Below are 20,823 nucleotides of genomic sequence, written 5' to 3'. Positions count from 1 at the left end.
CTAATTTATGTTAAGCTTTCCGAATCACAAAAAACTAAATAAAGTCGACTATAAAATTCGCTGTCAAAATTGTATTTTTGTAGTTGCAGAAAAAGAAAATGATAAATTACGAAGAGAATATTGAGGTTAAGGGCGCACGCGTTCATAATCTTAAAAATATAGACATTACAATTCCCCGAGAAAAGTTAGTGGTAATTACCGGACTTTCTGGTAGTGGAAAATCGTCCTTAGCTTTCGATACTATTTACGCAGAGGGTCAAAGAAGGTATATAGAAACTTTCTCTGCTTATGCGCGACAGTTTTTAGGTGGCTTAGAACGTCCTGATGTAGATAAAATTGATGGCTTATCTCCTGTTATTGCTATTGAACAAAAAACAACTTCTAAATCGCCCCGTTCTACGGTAGGGACGATTACGGAAATTTATGATTTTTTACGTTTGTTATACGCTCGGGCAGGTGATGCTTATAGTTATAACACTGGCGAGAAAATGGTGAGTTATAATGATGATCAAATTCGTGGTTTGATAAAGAAGGATTATGATCAGAAGAAAATTAATATTCTGGCGCCTGTTATTAGATCAAGAAAAGGGCATTATAGAGAATTGTTTGAACAAATTGCAAAACAAGGGTTTGTAAAAGTTCGTGTAGATGGTGTTATTGTGGATATTACCAAAGGCATGAAAGTAGACCGTTACAAAGTTCATGATATTGAAATTGTAATAGATCGCCTTAAAGTTATTGATACTGAGGATTTTGATAAGCGATTATCAGAAACGATAAACACGGCAATGTATAGCGGTGAGAATGTATTGATGGTTTTAGAAGAAGGTGAAAAGGTAGCGCGTTATTTTAGTAGAGATTTAATGTGCCCTAGTACAGGTATTTCTTATCCAAACCCTGAACCTAATACATTTTCATTTAACTCTCCAAAAGGAATGTGTTCTCACTGTAGTGGATTAGGGCATGTATATCAAGTAAATGAGAAAAAGATATTTCCGAATAAAAAACTAACGATTAAAGCGGGCGGAATTGCACCGCTTGGGGAATATAAAAGCTCTTGGGCTTTTAAGCAAATAGATACCATTGGGCAACGCTACAATTTTGATGTCAATACTCCAATTAATAAGATTTCTGAGGAAGCAATAAACGTACTATTAAACGGTACAGTAGAGAGTTTTGATTTAGATTCTAAAACCTTAGGTGTTAAACGCACCTATAAGATTGATTATGAAGGGATTTCAAATTTTATAACCAATCAGTTTAATGAAGCAGATTCTACTTCAATAAAACGTTGGGCAAAAGAGTATATGGACAAAATTACCTGTCCTACTTGCGATGGTTCTCGTTTGCGAAAAGAATCATTGAACTTTAAGGTTGATGACAAAAATATTGCGCAATTGGCGCATTTAGATATTTCTGAACTGGCTGAATTTTTTAAAAAACTGCCAACTAGGATTGAAGGAAATCAGCTCATAATAGCGGAAGAAATTATAAAAGAAATCAGCACACGTGTTCAGTTCTTGCTGGATGTGGGACTAGATTATTTGTCTTTAAATAGAAGTTCTAAATCTCTTTCCGGAGGAGAAGCACAACGTATTCGTTTGGCTACCCAAATAGGATCACAATTGGTAGGCGTACTTTATATTTTAGATGAGCCAAGTATTGGCTTGCATCAACGAGATAATGAGCGTTTGATTAAATCATTAGAAGCACTGCGAGATTTAGGGAATTCTGTTATTGTGGTAGAACACGATAAAGATATGATTGAGCGTGCTGATCATGTCATTGATATTGGTCCGAAAGCAGGTAAATATGGTGGAGAGATTATATCTGAAGGAAAACCAGAAGACTTAATGAATTTCAATACGCTTACGGCTGATTATATTTCTGGCAAAAGAAAAATTGAAGTTCCAAAAGAGCGAAGAAAAGGAAATGGAAAAAAAATTACCTTATCAGGATGTACTGGGAATAATTTAAAAAATGTTACGGTAACTTTTCCGTTGGGAGAGTTAATTGGTGTTACTGGTGTTTCCGGTAGTGGTAAGTCTACCTTGATTAATGAGACCCTCTACCCTATCATGAATGCTCATTATTTTAATGGGGTTAAAAAACCAATGCCGTATAAAAAAATTACAGGATTAGAGCATATTGATAAAGTAATAGACATCAATCAATCGCCTATTGGTAGAACTCCACGCTCAAATCCTGCAACCTATACAGGCGTTTTTAGTGAAATCCGAACATTATTTACCAAAACGCCAGAAGCGGCTATTCGTGGTTATAAACCAGGAAGATTTAGCTTCAATGTAAAAGGTGGCCGCTGTGAAACCTGTCAAGGTGGAGGTTTGCGAGTGATTGAAATGAATTTCTTGCCAGATGTCTACGTAGAATGTGAAACCTGTAATGGAAAACGATTTAATAGAGAAACGCTTGAAATTAGATATAAGGGCAAGTCTATAGCAGATGTTCTAGACATGACCATCAATGAAGCAGTAGATTTCTTTGAGTTGATTCCTAAAATTCATAGAAAACTCAAAACCATCAAAGAAGTTGGTTTGGGGTATATTTCTTTAGGACAACAGTCTACAACACTCTCAGGAGGAGAAGCGCAACGTATTAAACTAGCCACTGAATTATCTAAAAGAGATACTGGTAATACCTTCTATATTCTTGATGAACCCACAACAGGGCTTCATTTTGAAGACATAAGAGTACTTATGGAAGTTTTAGAACGTTTGGTAGATAAAGGCAATACTATTTTGGTGATAGAGCACAATATGGACGTCATCAAAATGTCAGATTATATTATAGATATTGGCTATGAAGGTGGTAAAGGTGGCGGAAAATTAGTAGCAAAAGGGACACCAGAGGAGGTTTGTAAAGATAAAAAGAGTTATACTGCAAAGTTTCTAAGAAAAGAATTAGGTTTGTGAATAGTAGAATAGTCAACAAAAAGATTCTACTTTAAAGATAATAATAAAGATTATAAACATAAAATGAGAAAAGAACAACATCATAAAGGTTGGAATGAGATAAAAACAAACGATTCATGGGCCTTATTTAAAATTATGGGTGAATTCGTAAACGGATTCGAAAAAATGAGTCAAATCGGACCTTGTGTTTCTATTTTTGGATCAGCAAGGACCAAAGAAGAAGATAAATATTACCAACTTGCCATTGAGGTTGCTAAAAGTATTGCAGAAGCTGGTTACGGTGTTATTACTGGTGGTGGTCCTGGAATTATGGAAGCGGGTAACCGTGGTGCGAACTTGGCCGGAGGAACCTCTGTAGGTTTAAATATTGACTTGCCTTTTGAGCAACATGATAATCCATATATTGACAGCGATAAAAGTCTAGATTTTGATTACTTTTTTGTTCGTAAAGTGATGTTCGTCAAATACAGTCAGGGTTTCGTAGTTATGCCAGGAGGTTTTGGAACATTAGATGAACTTTTTGAAGCAATAACATTGATTCAAACCAACAAAATAGAGAAATTTCCAATTATATTAGTTGGTACAGAATTTTGGACTGGTTTAATGGATTGGATAAAAGGTACTATGCTTACCATGGGTACTATTAGCGCAAAAGACTTAGATTTAATTAAGATTGTAGATACAAAAGAAGAAGTGGTAGATATTATAGATTCTTTCTACAAAGGACATCTACACAGTCCAAATTTTTAATTGAATATATGCGGGTAAAGAAATCTAATTTCTTAATTGCGATGTTAAATTTTACTGTGTGCTTCTTAGCATGCAGTAAAGTTTCATGTCAGCACTACAATAAAATTACCGCAAAATTGAATGGGGAAGATAAAACCTTAAACATCATTCAAGAATTCAAATTCCACAATAGCTCAAAAGATACCTTGAGTGTTTTATACTTTAATGATTGGGCTAATGCTTATAGCGATAAAAATACACCCTTAGCAAAGCGTTTTGAAGAAGAGTTCAAGAAAAATTTTCATTTGGCCAAAGATGAAGAACGAGGGCATACTAAGATTTATAGTATTATAGATGAAAAATTTTCTATAGTCGATTGGGAACGTACTCCTGAGCTTGATATTTTAAAGCTTACATTAAATAAGCCTATTGCTCCGGATGATTATGCAACCTTTTCATTGACGTATCAGGTGAAACTTCCTCAAAATAAGTTTACACTTTTTGGATACAATAATAAAGGGGAATATTATTTAAGAGATTGGTATTTAACCCCAGCGGTCTATGATGGTTCATGGCACTTGTATTCCAATAAAGATTTAGAAGATTTATATACAGGTATTACAAATACGGACGTAATGCTAACACTTCCTAAAAATCTTTTTGTAATTTCTAATTTTGAAAAGGAAAATGAAGTTAAAAAAGAGCGTTATAAAGAGATTAATTTAAGGGGAGACTATAGAAAAAGTTGTAGTTTAATTTTATCTCCTACCTCCTACTTTACCAAGCATATTACAGATTATGCAACAGTTGTTACAGATATTAATGTTTCTAAATTTGACGAAATATCTAGAACAATTGCTATTGACAAAGTTTCAGAATATATATACAAACACCTGGGGAGTTATCCTCATACAGAATTGGTGGTGAGTACTATAGATTATAATAAAGATCCTTTGTATGGCTTAAATCAGTTACCATCATTCGTAAGGCCTTATGATAACCAATTTCAGTTTGAATTAAAGTATTTAAAGACGGCATTAAGTAATTTCTTTAACGAAACATTATTTTTAGACCCTAGAAAAGAGCGTTGGGTAACGGATGCCTTGATAAATTATATGATGATTTCTTATGTAGAAGAAAATTATCCGGATCAAAAATTATTAGGAAAATTATCCACTATTTGGGGTTTCAAAAATTTCAATCTTGCTAAAATGGAATTTGCAGAACAGTATCCACTATTGTATATGTATGCCGCAAGAAAAAATATTGATCAACCTTTAATAACCTCTAACGATTCCCTAATAAAATACAATCAGAAAATTGGTAACCGATACAAAGCAGGAGCTGGTTTATCCTTTCTTGCCAATTATGTTGGAAAAGAAAAAGTAGATGAAAGCATAAAAGATTTCTACGCTAACTATAAGCTTAGGCCGGTCTCTTCTCAAGATTTTGAACGCATACTTGCCAATAATGTAGATAAAGATATCTCTTGGTTTTTAGATGAATATGTAACCACAAATGAACGCATTGATTTTAAAATTAAAAAGGTTCTTAAAGTTGGCGACTCCCTTAGTGTAACTTTAAAAAATAAAAGTGGTACAAACGTGCCAATTTCAATGTTTGGGTTACAAAAAGATTCTATAGTATCTCAATATTGGTTCACCGGAATAGACAGCACAAAAACATTTCATATCCCACAAAACGGCGAAGATAAGTTGGTCCTTAATTACGATCAAAAAATTCCAGAATTTAATCAAAGAGATAACTGGAAATCTTTAGGAGGCTTTTTATCGAGTAACAAGAAATTAAAATTCCAGTTTTTTAAAGATACAGAAGATCCATTTTACAATCAGATTTTTTATGTTCCTACCATAAGTTTTAATATTTATGATGGGATTACGCCGGCCATGCGTATTTATAATAAAACCTTTTTAGAGCGTCCTTTTCTATTTGATATTTCTCCGGCATATGCTTTTAGAGAAAAATCATTAGTGGGTTCTGCAGGCTTTAAATTTAGAAAGTACCATAACAAAACAGGCCTGTTTCTGTCTAATTATTCACTTAATGGATCTACCTATCATTTTCAAGAAAACTCGCGATATATATCCATAACGCCTTCCATTAGTTTTGGCTGGAGGCCAGAGGACTTCAGGTCTAATAAAAGAGATTATTTAAATATTAGATATGTAAATATTTATAGATCCATAGCAGAAGGTTTAGAAGAACTAGAAACCCCTCCTGATTATAGTGTCTTAAATGCTAGATATGGGAGTTCTAAAAACGGAGTTATTGATTACTATTCTTGGTTTGCAGATGCACAGTATGCAGGTAACTTTAGTAAAATAGCTTTCAATTTTGAATACAGAAAGCTTTTTGTGAATAATATGCAGTTAAATACAAGGTTTTTTGCAGGTAAATTTATTTCGAATACGAGTAATACCGACTTTTATAGTTTTGCTTTAGACCGTCCTACAGATTATTTATTTGATTATAATTATTTAGGAAGATCAGAATCCTCTGGATTATATAGTCAGCAAATTGTTATTGCGGAAGGCGGGTTTAAGTCGAAAATAGAAAATCCTTTTGCAAATGATTTTTTAGCTACCACCAACACAAGTATTAGTGTTTGGCGTTGGATAGAGTTGTATGGTGATTTAGGGTTAACCAAAAACAAAAATCAAAATGCTCGTTTTGTATATGATTCAGGAGTGCGTTTAAATTTAGTGACGGATTACTTTGAGCTTTATTTCCCACTATATTCCAACAACGGTTGGGAAGTTGCGCAACCAGACTACAGTCAGAAAATACGATTTATTGTAACGCTAAGTCCTAGAACGCTCACGCGACTTATTACTAGAAAATGGTTCTAATTCTTTATTAAATTCTTAGAATATCGAATTTAAATTACGAATTTATTAAATCAGTTATTCAAAATTTACTAAAATTTAAATATTCAATAGTATTTCTAACGATTTATTGATTGCAAAATTCAATCTGTTTTGATATTTTTGCAAAAATGAAACTCTAACGATGAAAGTAAATCTGCAAGACAATAACGACATTTCTTTTGAAGACTTTAAGGAGCAAATTCTTAATGATTATGAAATCGCTGTATTAAGCAGGGAATGTAGTTTGTTAGGACGACGAGAAGTACTTACCGGTAAAGCAAAATTCGGAATTTTTGGTGATGGAAAAGAATTACCACAACTAGCCATGGCACGTTCTTTTAAGAAGGGCGATTTTAGAAGTGGTTATTATAGAGATCAAACATTTATGATGGCTCTTGGTCATTTAAGTGCAAAACAATTTTTCCACGGTTTATATGCGACTACTGATATAACAAAAGAACCAATGTCAGCCGGTAGGCAAATGGGCGGGCATTTTGTAACACCCAGTTTAAATGAAGATGGAAGCTGGAAAGATTTAACTGCTCAAACGAATAGTAGTGCAGATATTTCTCCAACTGCTGGTCAAATGCCTAGACTGTTAGGTTTAGCGCAAGCATCAAAAATATATAGAAACGTATCGGGAATTGATACTACGAAGTTTTCAAAAAACGGGAATGAAATTGCTTGGGGAACTATAGGGAACGCGAGTACTAGTGAAGGTCACTTTTTTGAAACCTTTAATGCAGCGGGTGTCTTACAAGTTCCTATGGTTATTAGTGTATGGGATGATGAATATGGAATATCAGTTCATGCGAAACATCAAACTACGAAAGAAAATATTTCTGAAATTTTAAAAGGGTTTCAAAGAACAGAGAACGAGAAAGGGTACGAAATATTTAAGGTTAATGGCTGGGATTATACAGCGTTAATTCATGCTTATGAGAATGCCGCTGATATAGCTAGAGAGGAACATGTTCCTGTTTTAATTCATGTAAAGGAGTTAACACAACCGCAAGGACACTCTACCTCGGGTTCACATGAAAGATATAAAAATGAAGAACGCTTAGAGTGGGAACGTGAAAACGATTGTAATAAACGTTTTAGGGAATGGATTCTTGAGATAGGTATTTCTACAGATGACGAATTAAAAGTCATAGAAAAAGAAATTCGTAAAAACGTTAGAACAGCTAAAAAGGAAGCTTGGAATGAGTTTTTAGATTCGCATAGAGGTGCAAAGCAAGACTTACTTATTTTATTGGATAAAGTTTCTGCAAGTAGTCCTAATAAAGTATTCATTACACGAATTAAAAACGATTTAATTGCTATAGAAGAACCTATTAAAAAAGATATCGCATCTAAGGCTAGAAGAGCATTACGCTATTTAATTGGAGAAAATACAGCTGCTAAAGATGAATTGATTGCTTTTATTGATGGCTATTATAAAGAAGTTCAGCCTAAGTTTAGTTCGCATTTATATAGCGAATTGCCAAACAATGCTGTAAGTATAGCAGAAGTAAAAGCACAATACACGCCAGACGTAGAAAAAGTAGATGGTAGAATTATACTGAAAGAAAATTTTGATAAGCTATTTACTAATTATCCGGAAGCGTTAATTTTCGGAGAAGACACAGGAGCCATTGGAGATGTTAACCAAGGACTAGAAGGACTACAGAAAAAATTTGGTGAATTGCGAATTGCAGATACAGGCATTCGTGAAGCTACTATTGTAGGACAAGGTATTGGATTAGCAATGAGAGGGTTACGTCCTATTGCTGAAATACAATATTTAGATTATTTATTGTATGGTTTACAGACTTTAAGTGATGATTTAGCGACTTTACTTTATAGAACTGTTGGAAAGCAAAAAGCACCTTTAATTATTCGAACACGTGGACATCGTTTAGAAGGGATTTGGCATTCTGGATCACAAATGGGAGGTATTATCAATCTTTTAAGAGGAATGTATATCCTTGTTCCTCGTAATATGGTTAAAGCTGCTGGTTTTTATAATACTTTATTAAAAAGTGATGAACCTGCAATTGTTATAGAAAGTTTGAATGGATATCGCTTAAAAGAAGATTTACCGAATAACTTAGGAGAAATCTGCACCCCTATTGGAGTTGTAGAGACCGTAAAGGAAGGTAGTGACCTTACTGTGGTTTCTTATGGTTCTACCTTAAGAATTGTATTGCAAGTGGCTCAAGAGCTCAAAGAAGTTGGTATTGACGTAGAAGTGATAGATGCACAAACACTGCTTCCTTTTGATATTAGAAAAGATTGTGTAGCGAGTGTTAAAAAAACAAATAGGTTACTCGTGGTAGATGAAGATATGCCAGGAGGCTGTTCCGCATATTTGGTTCAAGAAATTGTAGAAAATCAAGGCGCTTATCATTATTTAGATAGTGCTCCACAAACGCTAACAGCAAAAGCACACAGACCGGCCTATGCCACAGATGGAGATTATTTCTCTAAACCAAATGCAGAAGATATTTTTGAAAAAGTTTACGGAATTATGCACGAAGCTAATCCTAGTAAATTTCCAAAACTAAGATAGGCTACACCTATTTTTAAAGGATTTTTCTTACTTAAGTTTTGAATTTATTTACAATAGTAAATGAATTCAAAACTCATTTGCTTTTTTCAATAAAAAGTACAGCTGCTCTTGAGGTTAGTGCTAAATTATTGTTACTTTTAATTAAAATTATCCCCAATATTACAATGCAAAAAAAACTATTTAATGAAATAGGACTTGCGTTACTTCGCATAGTTCCTTCGGTTATAATGATAACCCACGGTATTCCAAAATTTCAAAAATTAATTTCTGGCAATTTAGAGTTTGCAGATCCAATTGGTATAGGAGCTGCACCTTCTTTATTTTTAGCCGTTATAGGCGAGTTGGTGTGTCCAATCCTAATTATCATAGGCTTTAAAACGAGATGGGCAGCATTACCAACCGCTATTACTATGGGGGTTGCTGCATTTATATCTCACGGTTCAGATCCCATTGCCAAAAAAGAATTAGCACTACTCTATCTTACATTTTTTGTAGTGATTATGTTCGTTGGGCCAGGAAAGTACAGTATTGATAAAAAATAATTACATGATTTTCACAAGGAGTTCTTTCAGTAGATCTTCTTGTGATAAACTTGCACCTACACCTTTACCTTTTACATCTAATTCACGCAAGCTCGCGATGATCATACTCACTTTTTTCATAGGGTAATTCCTCGCTGCCGTTTTATATTCTCCAACGAAATAAGGGCTTACGCCTAAAACGCTAGCCACTGTTTTTGGATTGTGGTCTTTCATGCCATGATATTGTAATAGTTGTATAAAAAAACTATTCAATAAAGTCACTGTCAAAACAAAAGGGTTGTCTTTAGGGTTTTGGGCAAAATAGTTTAAAATACGCGTAGCTTTCATTACGTCGCGCTCCCCTAAAGCCTTTTTGAGTTCAAAATTGTTATAATCTTTACTAATGCCTATGTTCTCTTCAATGGCTTCGGGCGTAATCTCTTGAGTTTTTGGAATTACTAATTTAAGTTTTTCCAATTCATTATTAATCTTACTCAAATCAGTACCCAAAAATTCTACTAAAAGAATAGCCGCTTTAGGAGTTATGCCGTACCCACTACCTGCTAAAACTTTACGTATCCAATCAGATACTTGGTTTTCATATAATTTTTTGCTTTCAAAAAGAACACCTGCTTTTTGAACAGCCTTATAGACTTTTTTACGTTTATCAAGCTTTGCATATTTATAACAAATAACTAAAACTGTTGTAGGCTGTGGATTTTCAGCATAAGCAGCTAAGCCATCTATGCTTCTAGCTAAATGCTGTGCTTCTTTAACAATAATAACTTGATGTTCCGCCATCATTGGATAGCGTTTAGCGTTACTAATAATATCATCAACAGTTACATCCTTACCATATAAAGTCATTTGATTAAATCCGCGTTCTTCTTCTGCAAGAACATTGTTTTCAATATATTCAGACAGCTTATCAATATAATAAGCCTCTTCTCCCATTAAAAAATAAATAGGTTTTATATTCCCTGCTTTTATATCGCTAACAATCTTTTTTACTTCATCCATTCAGAAAAAATCATCAAATTTGTGTCATGCAAGTATTGAATTTTCCTGCTTATGACTTCCGATTCAAAAATAGCGAAAATAAAGTCTATATTTTTGATGTTGTTCGTAAAAAATTTGTGGTTCTTCAACCTGAAGAATGGGTAAGGCAACATATTGTACACTATATTATTACAGAAAAAAAGTACCCTTTAAGCCTTGTTAATGTGGAAAAACAATTGAAGGTTAATGGTTTAGTAAAACGATATGATGTTGTTATCTTTAATTCTGATGGAACGATAAAAGTTTTAGTGGAATGTAAAGCTCCAGAAATTAGTATAACACAAACTGTTTTTGATCAGATCGCTAGATACAACATGCAACTACAGGCTGAGTATTTAATGGTAAGCAATGGATTATCACATTTTTATTGTGAAATGGATTTTCAGGAAGAAAAGTATTCTTTTTTGCGTGATATTCCTGAATTTAGCCGTTAATTTGTGAACTTCAAAAATAATCTTAACACTATTGTACTTTTTAGTAGTAACTGTTGTTAAATGAAAAATATCCAGCAAATTAGTTCATGTTGAAAATTGCAGTTGTTATACTTAATTGGAATGGAGAAGAATTATTAGAACAATTTTTACCCTCTGTTCAAAAATTTTCAGAAGGGGCAGCACTATATGTTGCTGATAATGCTTCTACTGATAATTCTATTTCATTTATTAAAACAAATTATCCAGAAATTAAAATTATTCAAAATACGAGTAATGGTGGGTATGCAAAAGGGTACAATGATGCCTTAGAGCATGTAGATGCTGATGTATTTTGTCTTTTAAATTCTGATGTAGAAGTCACTGAAAATTGGTTAATCCCCATAGAAAATCATTTTAACGATCATCCGGAGGTAGCAATTATCCAACCTAAGATTCTAGATTATAAACGTAAAGACTATTTTGAATACGCAGGTGCAGCCGGTGGTTTTATAGATCAATTAGGCTATCCTTTTTGTAGAGGCAGAATATTTCAAGCCTTAGAAAAAGATAAAGGTCAATATGATGACGTAAAAGAGATATTTTGGGCTACAGGAGCTTGCTTATTTATTAAAAGTAAAGTTTTTAGAGAATTAAAGGGATTTGATGAAGATTATTTTGCGCACCAAGAAGAAGTTGATTTATGTTGGCGTGCTCATAATCATGGGTATAAAATATTTTATATAGGTACTTCAAAAATATATCATTTAGGAGGTTCTACTTTGAGTAATATGAACCCGAAGAAAACTTTTTTAAATTTTAGAAATTCGCTCTATTCTATCACCAAAAATTTACCCAGAAAAAAAGCATTTCCCATTATATTTTTCCGTCTACTTTTAGATGGTGTTGCTGGAATTCGTTTTATTTTTCAAGGAAAATTTAGTCATTGCTTCGCTATTTTAAAGGCTCATTTAAGTTTTTACTTAAATTTTGCAAAAATCTTTAAGAAACGTGAAAAGACTAAATATATGCCAAATTATTATACCGTAAAGTCCATTGTATGGTCTCACTTCGTATATCATAATAGAAAGTTCAAGAATTTAGTAAAACATTAACGAAAGCGAAATGTTAACGTATTTCTTTTTGTATAATTTTGCTAAGAATTAACAAATTAATTTAAGCATTAATAATTATGAACAAAATCATTTTAGGCTGTTTAGGGGTTACTTTATTATTATCCTCTTGTGTGTCACAAAAAAAATATGCCGACTTAGAGGCAAAAAGTAAAGAAACTCAAGATTTATTAAACTCGGCAACTGTAAAATTAAACACTTGTTTAGAAGAAAAAGCATCTGCTTCTTCAAAGTTAAAAACTTTAGAGGATCAAAATGCATTCTTAAAAAGCAACAATCAAGATTTAATAAACAACATGGGTAACTTAACTACCCTATCTTCTAAAGGTGCACAAAACCTTGAGAAGTCTTTAGAAAGTTTACAAGAAAAAGATTTGACGATCAGAAAATTGAACGATGCAATTACGCGTAGAGATTCTGTAAACTTATCTTTAGTACAGAGCTTAAAAGGTGTTTTAGGAAATCTTGATGATGAAGACATTGAAATTAGCGTTGAAAAAGGTGTTGTTTTCGTATCTATCTCTGATAAATTATTATTTAGCAGCGGCAGTTACAATGTAACAAATAGAGCTAAAGAAGTTTTGGGTAAAGTTGCTAAGGTTGTAAATAACAAACCAGATTTCGAATTTTTAGTTGAAGGACATACTGATGATGTTCCTTACAGAAAAGGTGTTTTGTTAGACAACTGGGATTTAAGTGCTAAACGTGCAACAGCTGTTGTTCGTATTTTACAAAATGATTACAATGTAGATCCTAAGCGTATGACTGCTGCAGCAAGATCTTCTTATGTTCCTTTATCTTCAACTGATAAAGCTAAAAACAGAAGAACACGTATTGTAGTACTTCCAAAAATTGATCAGTTCTATGAAATGATTGAAGAAGGAATGAAAGATCCTGCTATCAATAACTAATAAATTGATATTCCATATAAAAGGCGACCAATTGGTCGCCTTTTTTTATGCTTAAATGTTAATACATATTTGTTAGAAAATGTCAATAGGACCTTTACCTTCTCTAATCACTACAGGTTCACCTTCGGATAAATCAATCACCGTTGACGCTGTATTATCTCCATAACCTCCATCTATAACAATATCTACTAGATTCTGCCATTTTTCAAAAATTAACTCAGGATCCGTTGTATACTCCAAAACTTCATCATCATCTCTTATAGATGTAGATACTATTGGGTTCCCTAAAGCCTCTACAATGGCCTTAGCGATAGAATTGTCAGGTACACGAATACCTACAGTTTTTTTCTTTTTAAACTCTTTTGGGAGCTTATTATTCCCTGGTAAAATAAAAGTATAAGGACCAGGCAATGCACGTTTTAAAATTTTAAAGGTTGGTGTATCTATCTGACGGACATAATCTGATAAATTACTTAAATCTGCACAGATAAAAGACCAATTAGCCTTGTCTAGTTTAATACCTTTAATTCTAGCAATTTTTTCTAAAGCTTTTGTATTGGTAATATCACAACCCAAGCCATACACAGTATCTGTAGGGTAAATTACTAATCCACCTTTTTTAAGTACTTGTACCACCTTTTTTATTTCTTTCGGATTTGGGTTTTCCGGATAGATTTTAATGAACTCAGACATAGTTTTAAAATGATCTATTAAAGGTACTATTTTTTATTCATGTGATGTAAAATTATGCGCTGAGTAATTGTTAAGCCTATAACAAAGTGAAAATCCACTAGTAACAACTAATGGATCTTCTTAATTTTTTAATAGTAATGAATATTAGGAATACGTAACGGTATGACCAATACTCGTTTCATAGGAAGATGATAAAATAGTATCTACATAAATCCACTCAGAAGTTACTTCTGTTTTTGTAAAAGTTGTCATCATGTAGCCTCTTCTAGAAGCATCAAAATAAGCTAATCCATCTATTAAGGTGGTTAGTGCTTGCTCAAAACCTCCTAAGAAAGCAGGATCTGTTGTCCCTAAATAGGTTTCAAAACCAGGTGAACTAATACTAGAAGTAGCAAGTTCCATGCCTACTTCTGTACCATCTGCAGCGTACAATGTATTGTTCCAAGCATTATGTGTATCTCCGGCTAAAGTAATTATTTTTTTTCCGTTTAAGGCTTGGTAGATTTGCTCTCTATCTCCTGGATACCCATCCCAGGCATCTAAATTATAAGGCACCGTAATTAAAACACTTGCTTTCTCTGCGTCCGTTAGGCTCGGGTCATTGTTTTGCATTCTTACTTTTATCGTTACAAGCTCCGTAAGTATTTCTGCGAAATTATCAGCACCAAAAGCAGTAAGCATCGCAATAGGGATTTCCATTTGCCCCATTAAAACCTGTTGCCCTAATACCTGCCATGGGTTGGTGTTACTTGCTAACTCACTTAATAACCAATCTTTTTGAGTCGTTCCTAAAATACTTCTAGAAGCTTCATTCAAATCCTGTTCTAAAGCTACTGTGTCTAAACCAGTAGCGGTAAAATAGTTGCCTATGCTTAATTGTTTGTCTCTACCAATAAGTCGAGTATCTAACATAATCATATTTACAAGATTTCCAATATTTATGGTTCTGTATATTAAACTGTTATTGTTTTTATCTTGTCTTGAAAAAGGTAAGTATTCACTATACGCTTGTAATGCATTTTGTTTTCTTACTTCAAAACTTCCTTCTGTGGCTTCATCATGGTTCTCTGCGCCATTTTTATACGTGTCATTGGCAATTTCATGATCATCCCAAATACATATAAAAGGCTTTTTCTGATGCGCCAACTGCAAATCGGCATCAGAGCGGTATTGTTTGTATCTAATTCTGTAATCTTCTAATGTTATAATTTCATTTGCAGGTTCATGCTGGCGGTTTAAAGAGGCATTTTCTACTGTAGCACCATAACCTCCAGCACCATATTCGTAAAAATAATCACCTAAATGTACAATGACATCAGCATCTGAATTGGCCATCGCATCATAAGCGTTAAATAAACCAGCTTGGTAATTAGAACAAGAACATACTGCAAGTTTTACGGAAGATGCTTCTTTAGGAAGTGTAATGGTTTCGCCAACAACAGAGATGGCATTCTCTGTGACATTAGCAAACCTGTAGTACAGCTTTAAATTTTCCTCTAATTCTGTAAGCTCAATAGCAAGCGTATTATCTCTAGAGGCTTCCGTAGTGATTTTTCCACTTCTCAATACCGATGAAAAACTAGCCTCTGTAGCTACTTCCCATATAATTTCTGAATTTGCAGAAGCGTAGCGTGTCCATAAAAGGACAGATGAACTGCTTGGATCAAAACTCGCAATTCCCTGATTAAAGTTTTTAATAGTTAATTGCGTAGTATCTAATTCTGATACCGTAAGATCATCATCATTTTTACAGCTTATAAAATTAGGAGCTAAAATAATTCCTCCTGAAGCTAGTAAGGTTCTTTGAATAAATTTTCTTCTCGTAGTGTTCTTGGTTGACATAAATAGTAAAATTTTTATCAAAAATGATACTATTATATAACTCTATGGTTAGTTAAACTTTATGGAATTGTTACCGTAATGATTTGACCCAGTTGGAGCGAAATTGTGCTGTATAATTTAGTGCTCATATATTTCTAAAGGCAAATTATCGGGGTCTGCAAAGAAGGTAAATTTCTTTCCGGTATGTTCGTCTATCTTGATTGCCTCGGTGAGTACTCCTTTTAAATTTAGCGCTTTTACAGTACTTGTGATATCTTCTACTTCAAAAGCTAAATGCCGTAATCCACGTGCTTCAGGATAAGATGGTCTTGAAGGAGCTTCAGGGAATGAAAATAACTCAATGCAATAGTGATCGCCAATGGCAAGGTCTAATTTATAAGAATTTCTTTCTTCCCGATACACTTCTTGAAGAATTCTTAAACCCAAAATCTCCGAATAAAACTGCTTAGATTTTTTATAATCAGAACAGATAATAGCTACATGGTGGATCCCTTTAAACATCTTACTTAGAGTATGGTTGTTTTTACCAATGCAGCTTCAGATGCTAACTTATTTTCCAATAAGGCATTTAATGCTTTTATATAGGATGTTTGATTATGGAAATCTAATGCTTTTTGATCTCTCCAAATTTCATAAAAAACAAAGGTGCTTTCCTCATCTATACCTTGATGTAAATCATACCGGATACACCCCTCTTCCTTTAAGGTTTGTACGACTAAGTTTTGTAAAATAGCTTTTACTTCTTCCTGATGCTCAGGTTTACTTTTTATATGAACACTTAAGTATATTTTCATAACAGTATATTGCGTTATTTTTAACCAATTACTTCTAGCTTAGCAAAACGTAGAAGAAGTTTTTTTATTCCTGCGCCATCAAACTGTATCTCAGCTTTACGATCATTACCAATACCTTCTATTTTCACAACAGTACCACGGCCAAAACGGGTATGGTTAATTAAGCTACCTTCTGCAAGATTTGGGTCTACCGTATTTGTGTTACCGATAGGTTGTGCTAATTCTGGTTTTAGTTTTCTAAGTTTTCTAAGCTGATTTTCATTTGGCTTTGCGGTACTTGGTGGAATACCACTGGTAGGTTTAATTTGACGAAGTCTACTTTTATCTACTTCTCCGAAGATATCCGTATCCATCATAGATTTGTAGCGGTATCCTGGTTTGTCAACAGGGGTTAAGTTTTCGATATATTTTTCATCTATTTCTTCTAAGAACCTGCTGGGTTCGGCATCAATTAATTTACCCCAACGGTACCTGTTTTGAGTATACGTTAAATACGCTTGTTTTTCTGCTCTTGTAATGGCTACATAGAACAACCTTCGCTCCTCTTCCAGCTCACTACGGGTACTCATACTCATTCCAGAAGGGAATAAGTCTTCTTCCATTCCAACAATATATACATGAGGGAATTCAAGTCCTTTTGCCAAGTGAATAGTCATTAATGCAACCCGATCATCATCACCCGTATCATTATCTAAATCTGTAGCTAAAGCAACATCTTCAAGAAACTCACTAATATTTCCAGTCGCATCTACAACTTCTTTTTGTCCTTCAACAAAATCTTTTATACCGTTTAAAAGCTCCTCAATATTGTCCATTTTGGCAATTCCTTCAGGTGTACCATCTTTTTTAAACTCTAAAAGAATTCCCGTTTTTTTAGCTACGTGTTCTGATATTTCAAAAGCATTAACCGTTTCATTCATGATTTGGAAACTCTTAATCATGTTAGTGAAATCTACTAATTTTCTTTTGGTACCAGCATTAATTTTTAGGTTTATTCGTTCTAAATTTTCAATTACCTCAAAAATAGATCGCCCATAATGATTTGCTGCAACAGTCAATTTATCTAAAGTGCTCATTCCTATTCCTCGAGCAGGAAAATTTATGACCCGTTTTAATGCTTCTTCGTCTTTAGGATTAATAACCAATCGCAAATAAGAAAGAACATCTTTAATTTCTTTTCTCTGGTAGAAGGATAAACCGCCATAAATACGGTAAGGGATATCACGTTTACGCAAAGCATCTTCTATAGCTCTTGATTGTGAGTTGGTACGATAAAGAACGGCAAAGCTTCCATTAGACATCTGGTGTTGCATGCGGTTTTCAAAAATGGAACCCGCAACAAATCTACCTTCTTCAGCATCAGTTGTACTTCTGTGAATTTTTATTGCAGGACCATCATCATTATCCGTCCAAACGACTTTTTCTAGCTGATTTGTATTTTTTGCGATAATAGAATTTGCAGCATTTACAATATTTCGCGTAGATCGATAATTTTGTTCCAGACGATACATCACTACATTATCATAATCTTTTTGGAAATTTAATATATTGCTAATATTGGCACCACGGAAAGAATAGATACTTTGTGCATCATCACCTACCACACAAATATTCTGAAACTTATCAGATAAGGCCTTAATAATTAAATACTGAGAGTGGTTTGTATCTTGGTACTCATCTACTAAAATATATCTAAAACGTTCTTGGTACTTCGCTAAAACTTCAGGAAATTTATTTAGTAACTCATTGGTTCTTAATAATAAATCATCAAAATCCATAGCTCCAGCTTTAAAACATCGATCTACATAGTTTTGGTAGATGTCTCCCATTCTAGGACGTTTCGCCATCGCATCAGCCTCTTGTAATTCGGCATCATTAAAATAGGCTCTAACTGTAATTAAACTGTTTTTATAAGATGATATTCTATTTTGGACTTGCTTGTATTTATAGACATCTTTATCAAGTCCCATTTCTTTAATAATGGATGCAATTAAACGCTGAGAATCTTGCGTATCATAAATTGTAAAATTACTTGGGTACCCCAGTTTATCCCCATCATAACGTAATAATCTGGCAAAAACAGAGTGGAAAGTTCCCATCATCAAGTTTTTTGCTTCAGTATTTCCTACAATAGCAGCAATCCTAGCTTTCATTTCACGGGCTGCTTTGTTGGTGAAAGTAAGTGCTAAAATATTAAATGAGTCTATTCCTAAACTCATTAGATAAGCAATTCGGTAGGTTAATACACGTGTTTTTCCTGATCCTGCACCAGCAATCACAATTAACGGTCCATCTTTATGTAAAACTGGTGCTCGTTGAGCATCATTTAATTGATTTATATATTTTTCCAACTGTTTTTTATTTGATTTTTTTGGAACGGTGAATTTAACCATAATTGCCAGCATACTAAAATGATGCTTCTAATAATTATAAACAAAAAGTTATGTGTTAAAATCAATTTTGAATATATTTGAAGAAAAGAAGCAATTTACTTCATTTAATTCAACAGTTTATTTAAATCGCAATGAAATCAATACTAAATTCTGTAATTCTATCTATTATTCTTTTAAATTTAAGTTTTGGACAAGAAAAATCTGCAGGACCAATAATCAAAGAGTTTGGAGCAGTCTATAAAGTAGAAAATCCTGACTTTAAAGTGGATGTTACACAAGAATTTAAGGCTGTTTTTGATGTGAGTAATAGTCCCGAAGAGCAAGATAAAATTAATCCTTATATAGAAACTGGGGCTCGTTTTTTAAATATGCATGCCCAAGCGGGAATTCCTGAAAATCAGATTAAAGCAGCTTTAGTCATTCATGGATCTGCAACGAAAGATGTATTAACAGATGCTGCTTATGAAAAAAGATATGGTATTAAAAATCCTAATTTACACTTAATAAAAGCATTAATTGCGGCAGATGTTCAAGTAATTTTTTGTGGACAATCGGCTAATTCTAGGAAAATAGAAAGAAAAGAAATGATTAGCGGTATTCAGCTTTCATTATCTGCTATGACTGCACTTATTTCCTTACAGAATGATAATTATAGACTAATTAAATTTTAATATATGAATAAACTAGTACTCAAAGCTTTTCTGCTTTTCGGATTTTGTGCATTTGCCCAAAATACGGTTTCAGAGAAAGATTTTAACTCCGTTGAAAAAAAAATAATTGATTGGCGTAGAGATTTTCATCAATATCCTGAGCTTTCAAATAGGGAGTTTAAAACTGCAGAAAAAATAGCGAAACATTTAAAATCCATAGGTATTGAGGTACAAACGGGAGTTGCAAAAACGGGTGTAGTTGGTATCTTAAAAGGAAATAAACCAGGGAAAGTGGTTGCTTTACGAGCAGATATAGATGGTTTACCTGTTACAGAACGTAATGATTTAGCATATAAATCTAATGAAGTAGGCGATTTTGCTGGTGAACAGGTTGGAGTGATGCATGCTTGTGGTCATGATACTCATATTGCCATCTTAATGGGAGTTGCAGAAGTTTTATCAAAAAACAAGGATAAAATAAAAGGCACTATAAAATTTATTTTTCAACCCGCAGAAGAAGGTCCGCCTCCAGGAGAAGAAGGAGGAGCGGCGTTAATGATTAAAGAAGGTGTTTTAAAAAATCCAGATGTAGATGTTATTTTTGGCTTACATATAAATTCAGCTACGCCCGTAGGTACCATCCGTTATAAGTCAGGTGGGACTATGGCTGCTGCACAATGGTTTGAAATTAAAGTTAAAGGAAAGCAAAGTCACGGTTCACAACCATGGTCTGGCGTTGATCCTATATTAATTAGTGCAAAAATAATTGATGGATTACAAACTATTATCAGCCGAGAAGTAGATTTAACGAATGAAGCAGCAGTAATTACAGTAGGAAAAATTACCAGTGGTGTACGTTTTAATATTATTCCTGAAAGTGCGAATATGATAGGTACTATTAGAACGTTGGATTATGATATGCAAAAACTTATCAACCGTAGAATGGAAGAAATGGTTCCTGCAATTGCTAAGACATATGGTGGTGATGCTACTATTAATATCACAAATAGTACAGCAATCACATATAATGATCCAGATTTAGTATTGCAAATGGTGCCTTCTATGGAAAAAGTAGCGGGTAAAGAGAATGTACAAGTTCAGAAAGCAGTAACTGGCGCCGAAGATTTTTCTTATTTTCAAGAAAAAGTCCCTGGCTTCTATTTCTTTTTAGGAGGTATGACTCCAGGAAATACAGAAGCTTTTCCTCATCATACACCTGATTTTAAAATAGATGATAGTGGTATGCTTTTAGGGGTTAAAACCTTAACAGCGATGAGCATAGACTATCTAAATAAATAATAAATAAGCATCTT

General features: G+C 33.6%; 16 protein-coding genes. 10 read left to right on the top strand and 6 right to left on the bottom strand.

Annotated elements, in window-relative coordinates; all coding sequences use genetic code 11:
- Nucleotides 1-98: 98 nt before the first annotated feature.
- From uvrA to GQR94_RS19425, 5 genes are all read left to right on the top strand, one after another.
- A complete protein-coding gene (gene uvrA, locus GQR94_RS19445; RefSeq protein ID WP_158978380.1) occupies nt 99-2,933 on the top strand; it encodes an excinuclease ABC subunit UvrA in 2,835 nt (944 codons plus the stop codon).
- Nucleotides 2,934-2,996: 63 nt separating this feature from the next.
- On the top strand, nt 2,997-3,683 hold the full coding sequence (locus tag GQR94_RS19440; protein WP_158978378.1) for a TIGR00730 family Rossman fold protein: 687 nt from the start codon (nt 2,997-2,999) through the stop codon (nt 3,681-3,683).
- A gap of 8 nt (nt 3,684-3,691) precedes the next feature.
- On the top strand, nt 3,692-6,532 hold the full coding sequence (locus tag GQR94_RS19435) for a metalloprotease (RefSeq protein WP_158978375.1): 2,841 nt from the start codon (nt 3,692-3,694) through the stop codon (nt 6,530-6,532).
- Between the two features lie 160 nt (nt 6,533-6,692).
- Nucleotides 6,693-9,104, top strand: coding sequence for a thiamine pyrophosphate-dependent enzyme (locus GQR94_RS19430; protein WP_158978373.1), 2,412 nt, complete (start codon nt 6,693-6,695; stop codon nt 9,102-9,104).
- Nucleotides 9,105-9,268: 164 nt separating this feature from the next.
- Nucleotides 9,269-9,646 (top strand): DoxX family protein, encoded by a 378-nt coding sequence (locus GQR94_RS19425; protein WP_158978371.1) that lies wholly within the window; start codon nt 9,269-9,271, stop codon nt 9,644-9,646.
- Here GQR94_RS19425 and holA read toward each other — a convergent pair whose 3' ends face one another.
- Complete coding sequence (gene holA / locus GQR94_RS19420; RefSeq protein WP_158978369.1) at nt 9,647-10,645, bottom strand: DNA polymerase III subunit delta; 999 nt, start codon at nt 10,643-10,645, stop codon at nt 9,647-9,649. It abuts the gene before it with no gap.
- Between the two features lie 26 nt (nt 10,646-10,671).
- Here holA and GQR94_RS19415 point away from each other — a divergent pair, with 26 nt between their 5' ends.
- The 3 genes from GQR94_RS19415 (at nt 10,672) to GQR94_RS19405 (ending at nt 13,138) form a co-directional block, all read left to right on the top strand.
- Entirely contained in the window at nt 10,672-11,118 is a 447-nt protein-coding gene (locus GQR94_RS19415) for a type I restriction enzyme HsdR N-terminal domain-containing protein (RefSeq protein WP_158978367.1), read from the top strand.
- Between the two features lie 86 nt (nt 11,119-11,204).
- Nucleotides 11,205-12,209, top strand: coding sequence for a glycosyltransferase family 2 protein (locus tag GQR94_RS19410; RefSeq protein ID WP_158978364.1), 1,005 nt, complete (start codon nt 11,205-11,207; stop codon nt 12,207-12,209).
- A 77-nt stretch (nt 12,210-12,286) separates the two neighbouring features.
- Nucleotides 12,287-13,138, top strand: coding sequence for an OmpA family protein (locus GQR94_RS19405; RefSeq protein ID WP_158978362.1), 852 nt, complete (start codon nt 12,287-12,289; stop codon nt 13,136-13,138).
- 72 nt (nt 13,139-13,210) lie between these two features.
- On the opposite strand, the gene GQR94_RS19400 is transcribed toward GQR94_RS19405, so the two are convergent.
- The 5 genes from GQR94_RS19400 to GQR94_RS19380 all read right to left on the bottom strand — a co-directional run bounded on the left by GQR94_RS19400 (nt 13,211) and on the right by GQR94_RS19380 (nt 18,860).
- On the bottom strand, nt 13,211-13,831 hold the full coding sequence (locus GQR94_RS19400; protein WP_158978361.1) for an L-threonylcarbamoyladenylate synthase: 621 nt from the start codon (nt 13,829-13,831) through the stop codon (nt 13,211-13,213).
- A 144-nt stretch (nt 13,832-13,975) separates the two neighbouring features.
- The gene (locus GQR94_RS19395) at nt 13,976-15,673 is read right to left on the bottom strand and encodes an alkaline phosphatase (protein ID WP_158978359.1); all 1,698 of its coding nucleotides are present in this window, start codon (nt 15,671-15,673) and stop codon (nt 13,976-13,978) included.
- A 117-nt stretch (nt 15,674-15,790) separates the two neighbouring features.
- The gene (locus GQR94_RS19390; protein ID WP_158978357.1) at nt 15,791-16,174 is read right to left on the bottom strand and encodes a VOC family protein; all 384 of its coding nucleotides are present in this window, start codon (nt 16,172-16,174) and stop codon (nt 15,791-15,793) included.
- Between the two features lie 5 nt (nt 16,175-16,179).
- Entirely contained in the window at nt 16,180-16,467 is a 288-nt protein-coding gene (locus GQR94_RS19385) for a putative quinol monooxygenase (protein WP_158978355.1), read from the bottom strand.
- A gap of 20 nt (nt 16,468-16,487) precedes the next feature.
- Nucleotides 16,488-18,860 (bottom strand): ATP-dependent helicase, encoded by a 2,373-nt coding sequence (locus tag GQR94_RS19380; RefSeq protein WP_370458301.1) that lies wholly within the window; start codon nt 18,858-18,860, stop codon nt 16,488-16,490.
- Between the two features lie 131 nt (nt 18,861-18,991).
- On the opposite strand from GQR94_RS19380, the gene GQR94_RS19375 reads away from it, so the two are divergent.
- Nucleotides 18,992-19,531 carry a DsrE family protein gene (locus GQR94_RS19375; RefSeq protein WP_158978351.1) on the top strand — a complete coding sequence of 180 codons (540 nt, stop codon included), beginning with the start codon at nt 18,992-18,994 and terminating at the stop codon, nt 19,529-19,531.
- Between the two features lie 3 nt (nt 19,532-19,534).
- Nucleotides 19,535-20,809: an amidohydrolase gene (locus GQR94_RS19370; RefSeq protein ID WP_158978349.1), complete on the top strand. Its 1,275-nt coding sequence runs from the start codon at nt 19,535-19,537 to the stop codon at nt 20,807-20,809.
- Nucleotides 20,810-20,823: the final 14 nt, after the last annotated feature.

It is taken from the genome of Cellulophaga sp. L1A9 (assembly GCF_009797025.1).
Taxonomy (GTDB): domain Bacteria; phylum Bacteroidota; class Bacteroidia; order Flavobacteriales; family Flavobacteriaceae; genus Cellulophaga.
Note: the sequence above shows the minus strand (reverse complement) of the source record. Positions and strands in the feature narration are given on the sequence as shown.

Coding starts and splice junctions, on each gene's coding strand:
- uvrA (WP_158978380.1), top strand. CDS start 99: ATGATAAATTACGAAGAGAATATTGAGGTTAAGGGCGCACGCGTTCAT.
- GQR94_RS19440 (WP_158978378.1), top strand. CDS start 2,997: ATGAGAAAAGAACAACATCATAAAGGTTGGAATGAGATAAAAACAAAC.
- GQR94_RS19435 (WP_158978375.1), top strand. CDS start 3,692: ATGCGGGTAAAGAAATCTAATTTCTTAATTGCGATGTTAAATTTTACT.
- GQR94_RS19430 (WP_158978373.1), top strand. CDS start 6,693: ATGAAAGTAAATCTGCAAGACAATAACGACATTTCTTTTGAAGACTTT.
- GQR94_RS19425 (WP_158978371.1), top strand. CDS start 9,269: ATGCAAAAAAAACTATTTAATGAAATAGGACTTGCGTTACTTCGCATA.
- holA (WP_158978369.1), bottom strand. CDS start 10,645: ATGGATGAAGTAAAAAAGATTGTTAGCGATATAAAAGCAGGGAATATA.
- GQR94_RS19415 (WP_158978367.1), top strand. CDS start 10,672: ATGCAAGTATTGAATTTTCCTGCTTATGACTTCCGATTCAAAAATAGC.
- GQR94_RS19410 (WP_158978364.1), top strand. CDS start 11,205: ATGTTGAAAATTGCAGTTGTTATACTTAATTGGAATGGAGAAGAATTA.
- GQR94_RS19405 (WP_158978362.1), top strand. CDS start 12,287: ATGAACAAAATCATTTTAGGCTGTTTAGGGGTTACTTTATTATTATCC.
- GQR94_RS19400 (WP_158978361.1), bottom strand. CDS start 13,831: ATGTCTGAGTTCATTAAAATCTATCCGGAAAACCCAAATCCGAAAGAA.
- GQR94_RS19395 (WP_158978359.1), bottom strand. CDS start 15,673: ATGTCAACCAAGAACACTACGAGAAGAAAATTTATTCAAAGAACCTTA.
- GQR94_RS19390 (WP_158978357.1), bottom strand. CDS start 16,174: ATGTTTAAAGGGATCCACCATGTAGCTATTATCTGTTCTGATTATAAA.
- GQR94_RS19385 (WP_158978355.1), bottom strand. CDS start 16,467: ATGAAAATATACTTAAGTGTTCATATAAAAAGTAAACCTGAGCATCAG.
- GQR94_RS19380 (WP_370458301.1), bottom strand. CDS start 18,860: ATGGTTAAATTCACCGTTCCAAAAAAATCAAATAAAAAACAGTTGGAA.
- GQR94_RS19375 (WP_158978351.1), top strand. CDS start 18,992: ATGAAATCAATACTAAATTCTGTAATTCTATCTATTATTCTTTTAAAT.
- GQR94_RS19370 (WP_158978349.1), top strand. CDS start 19,535: ATGAATAAACTAGTACTCAAAGCTTTTCTGCTTTTCGGATTTTGTGCA.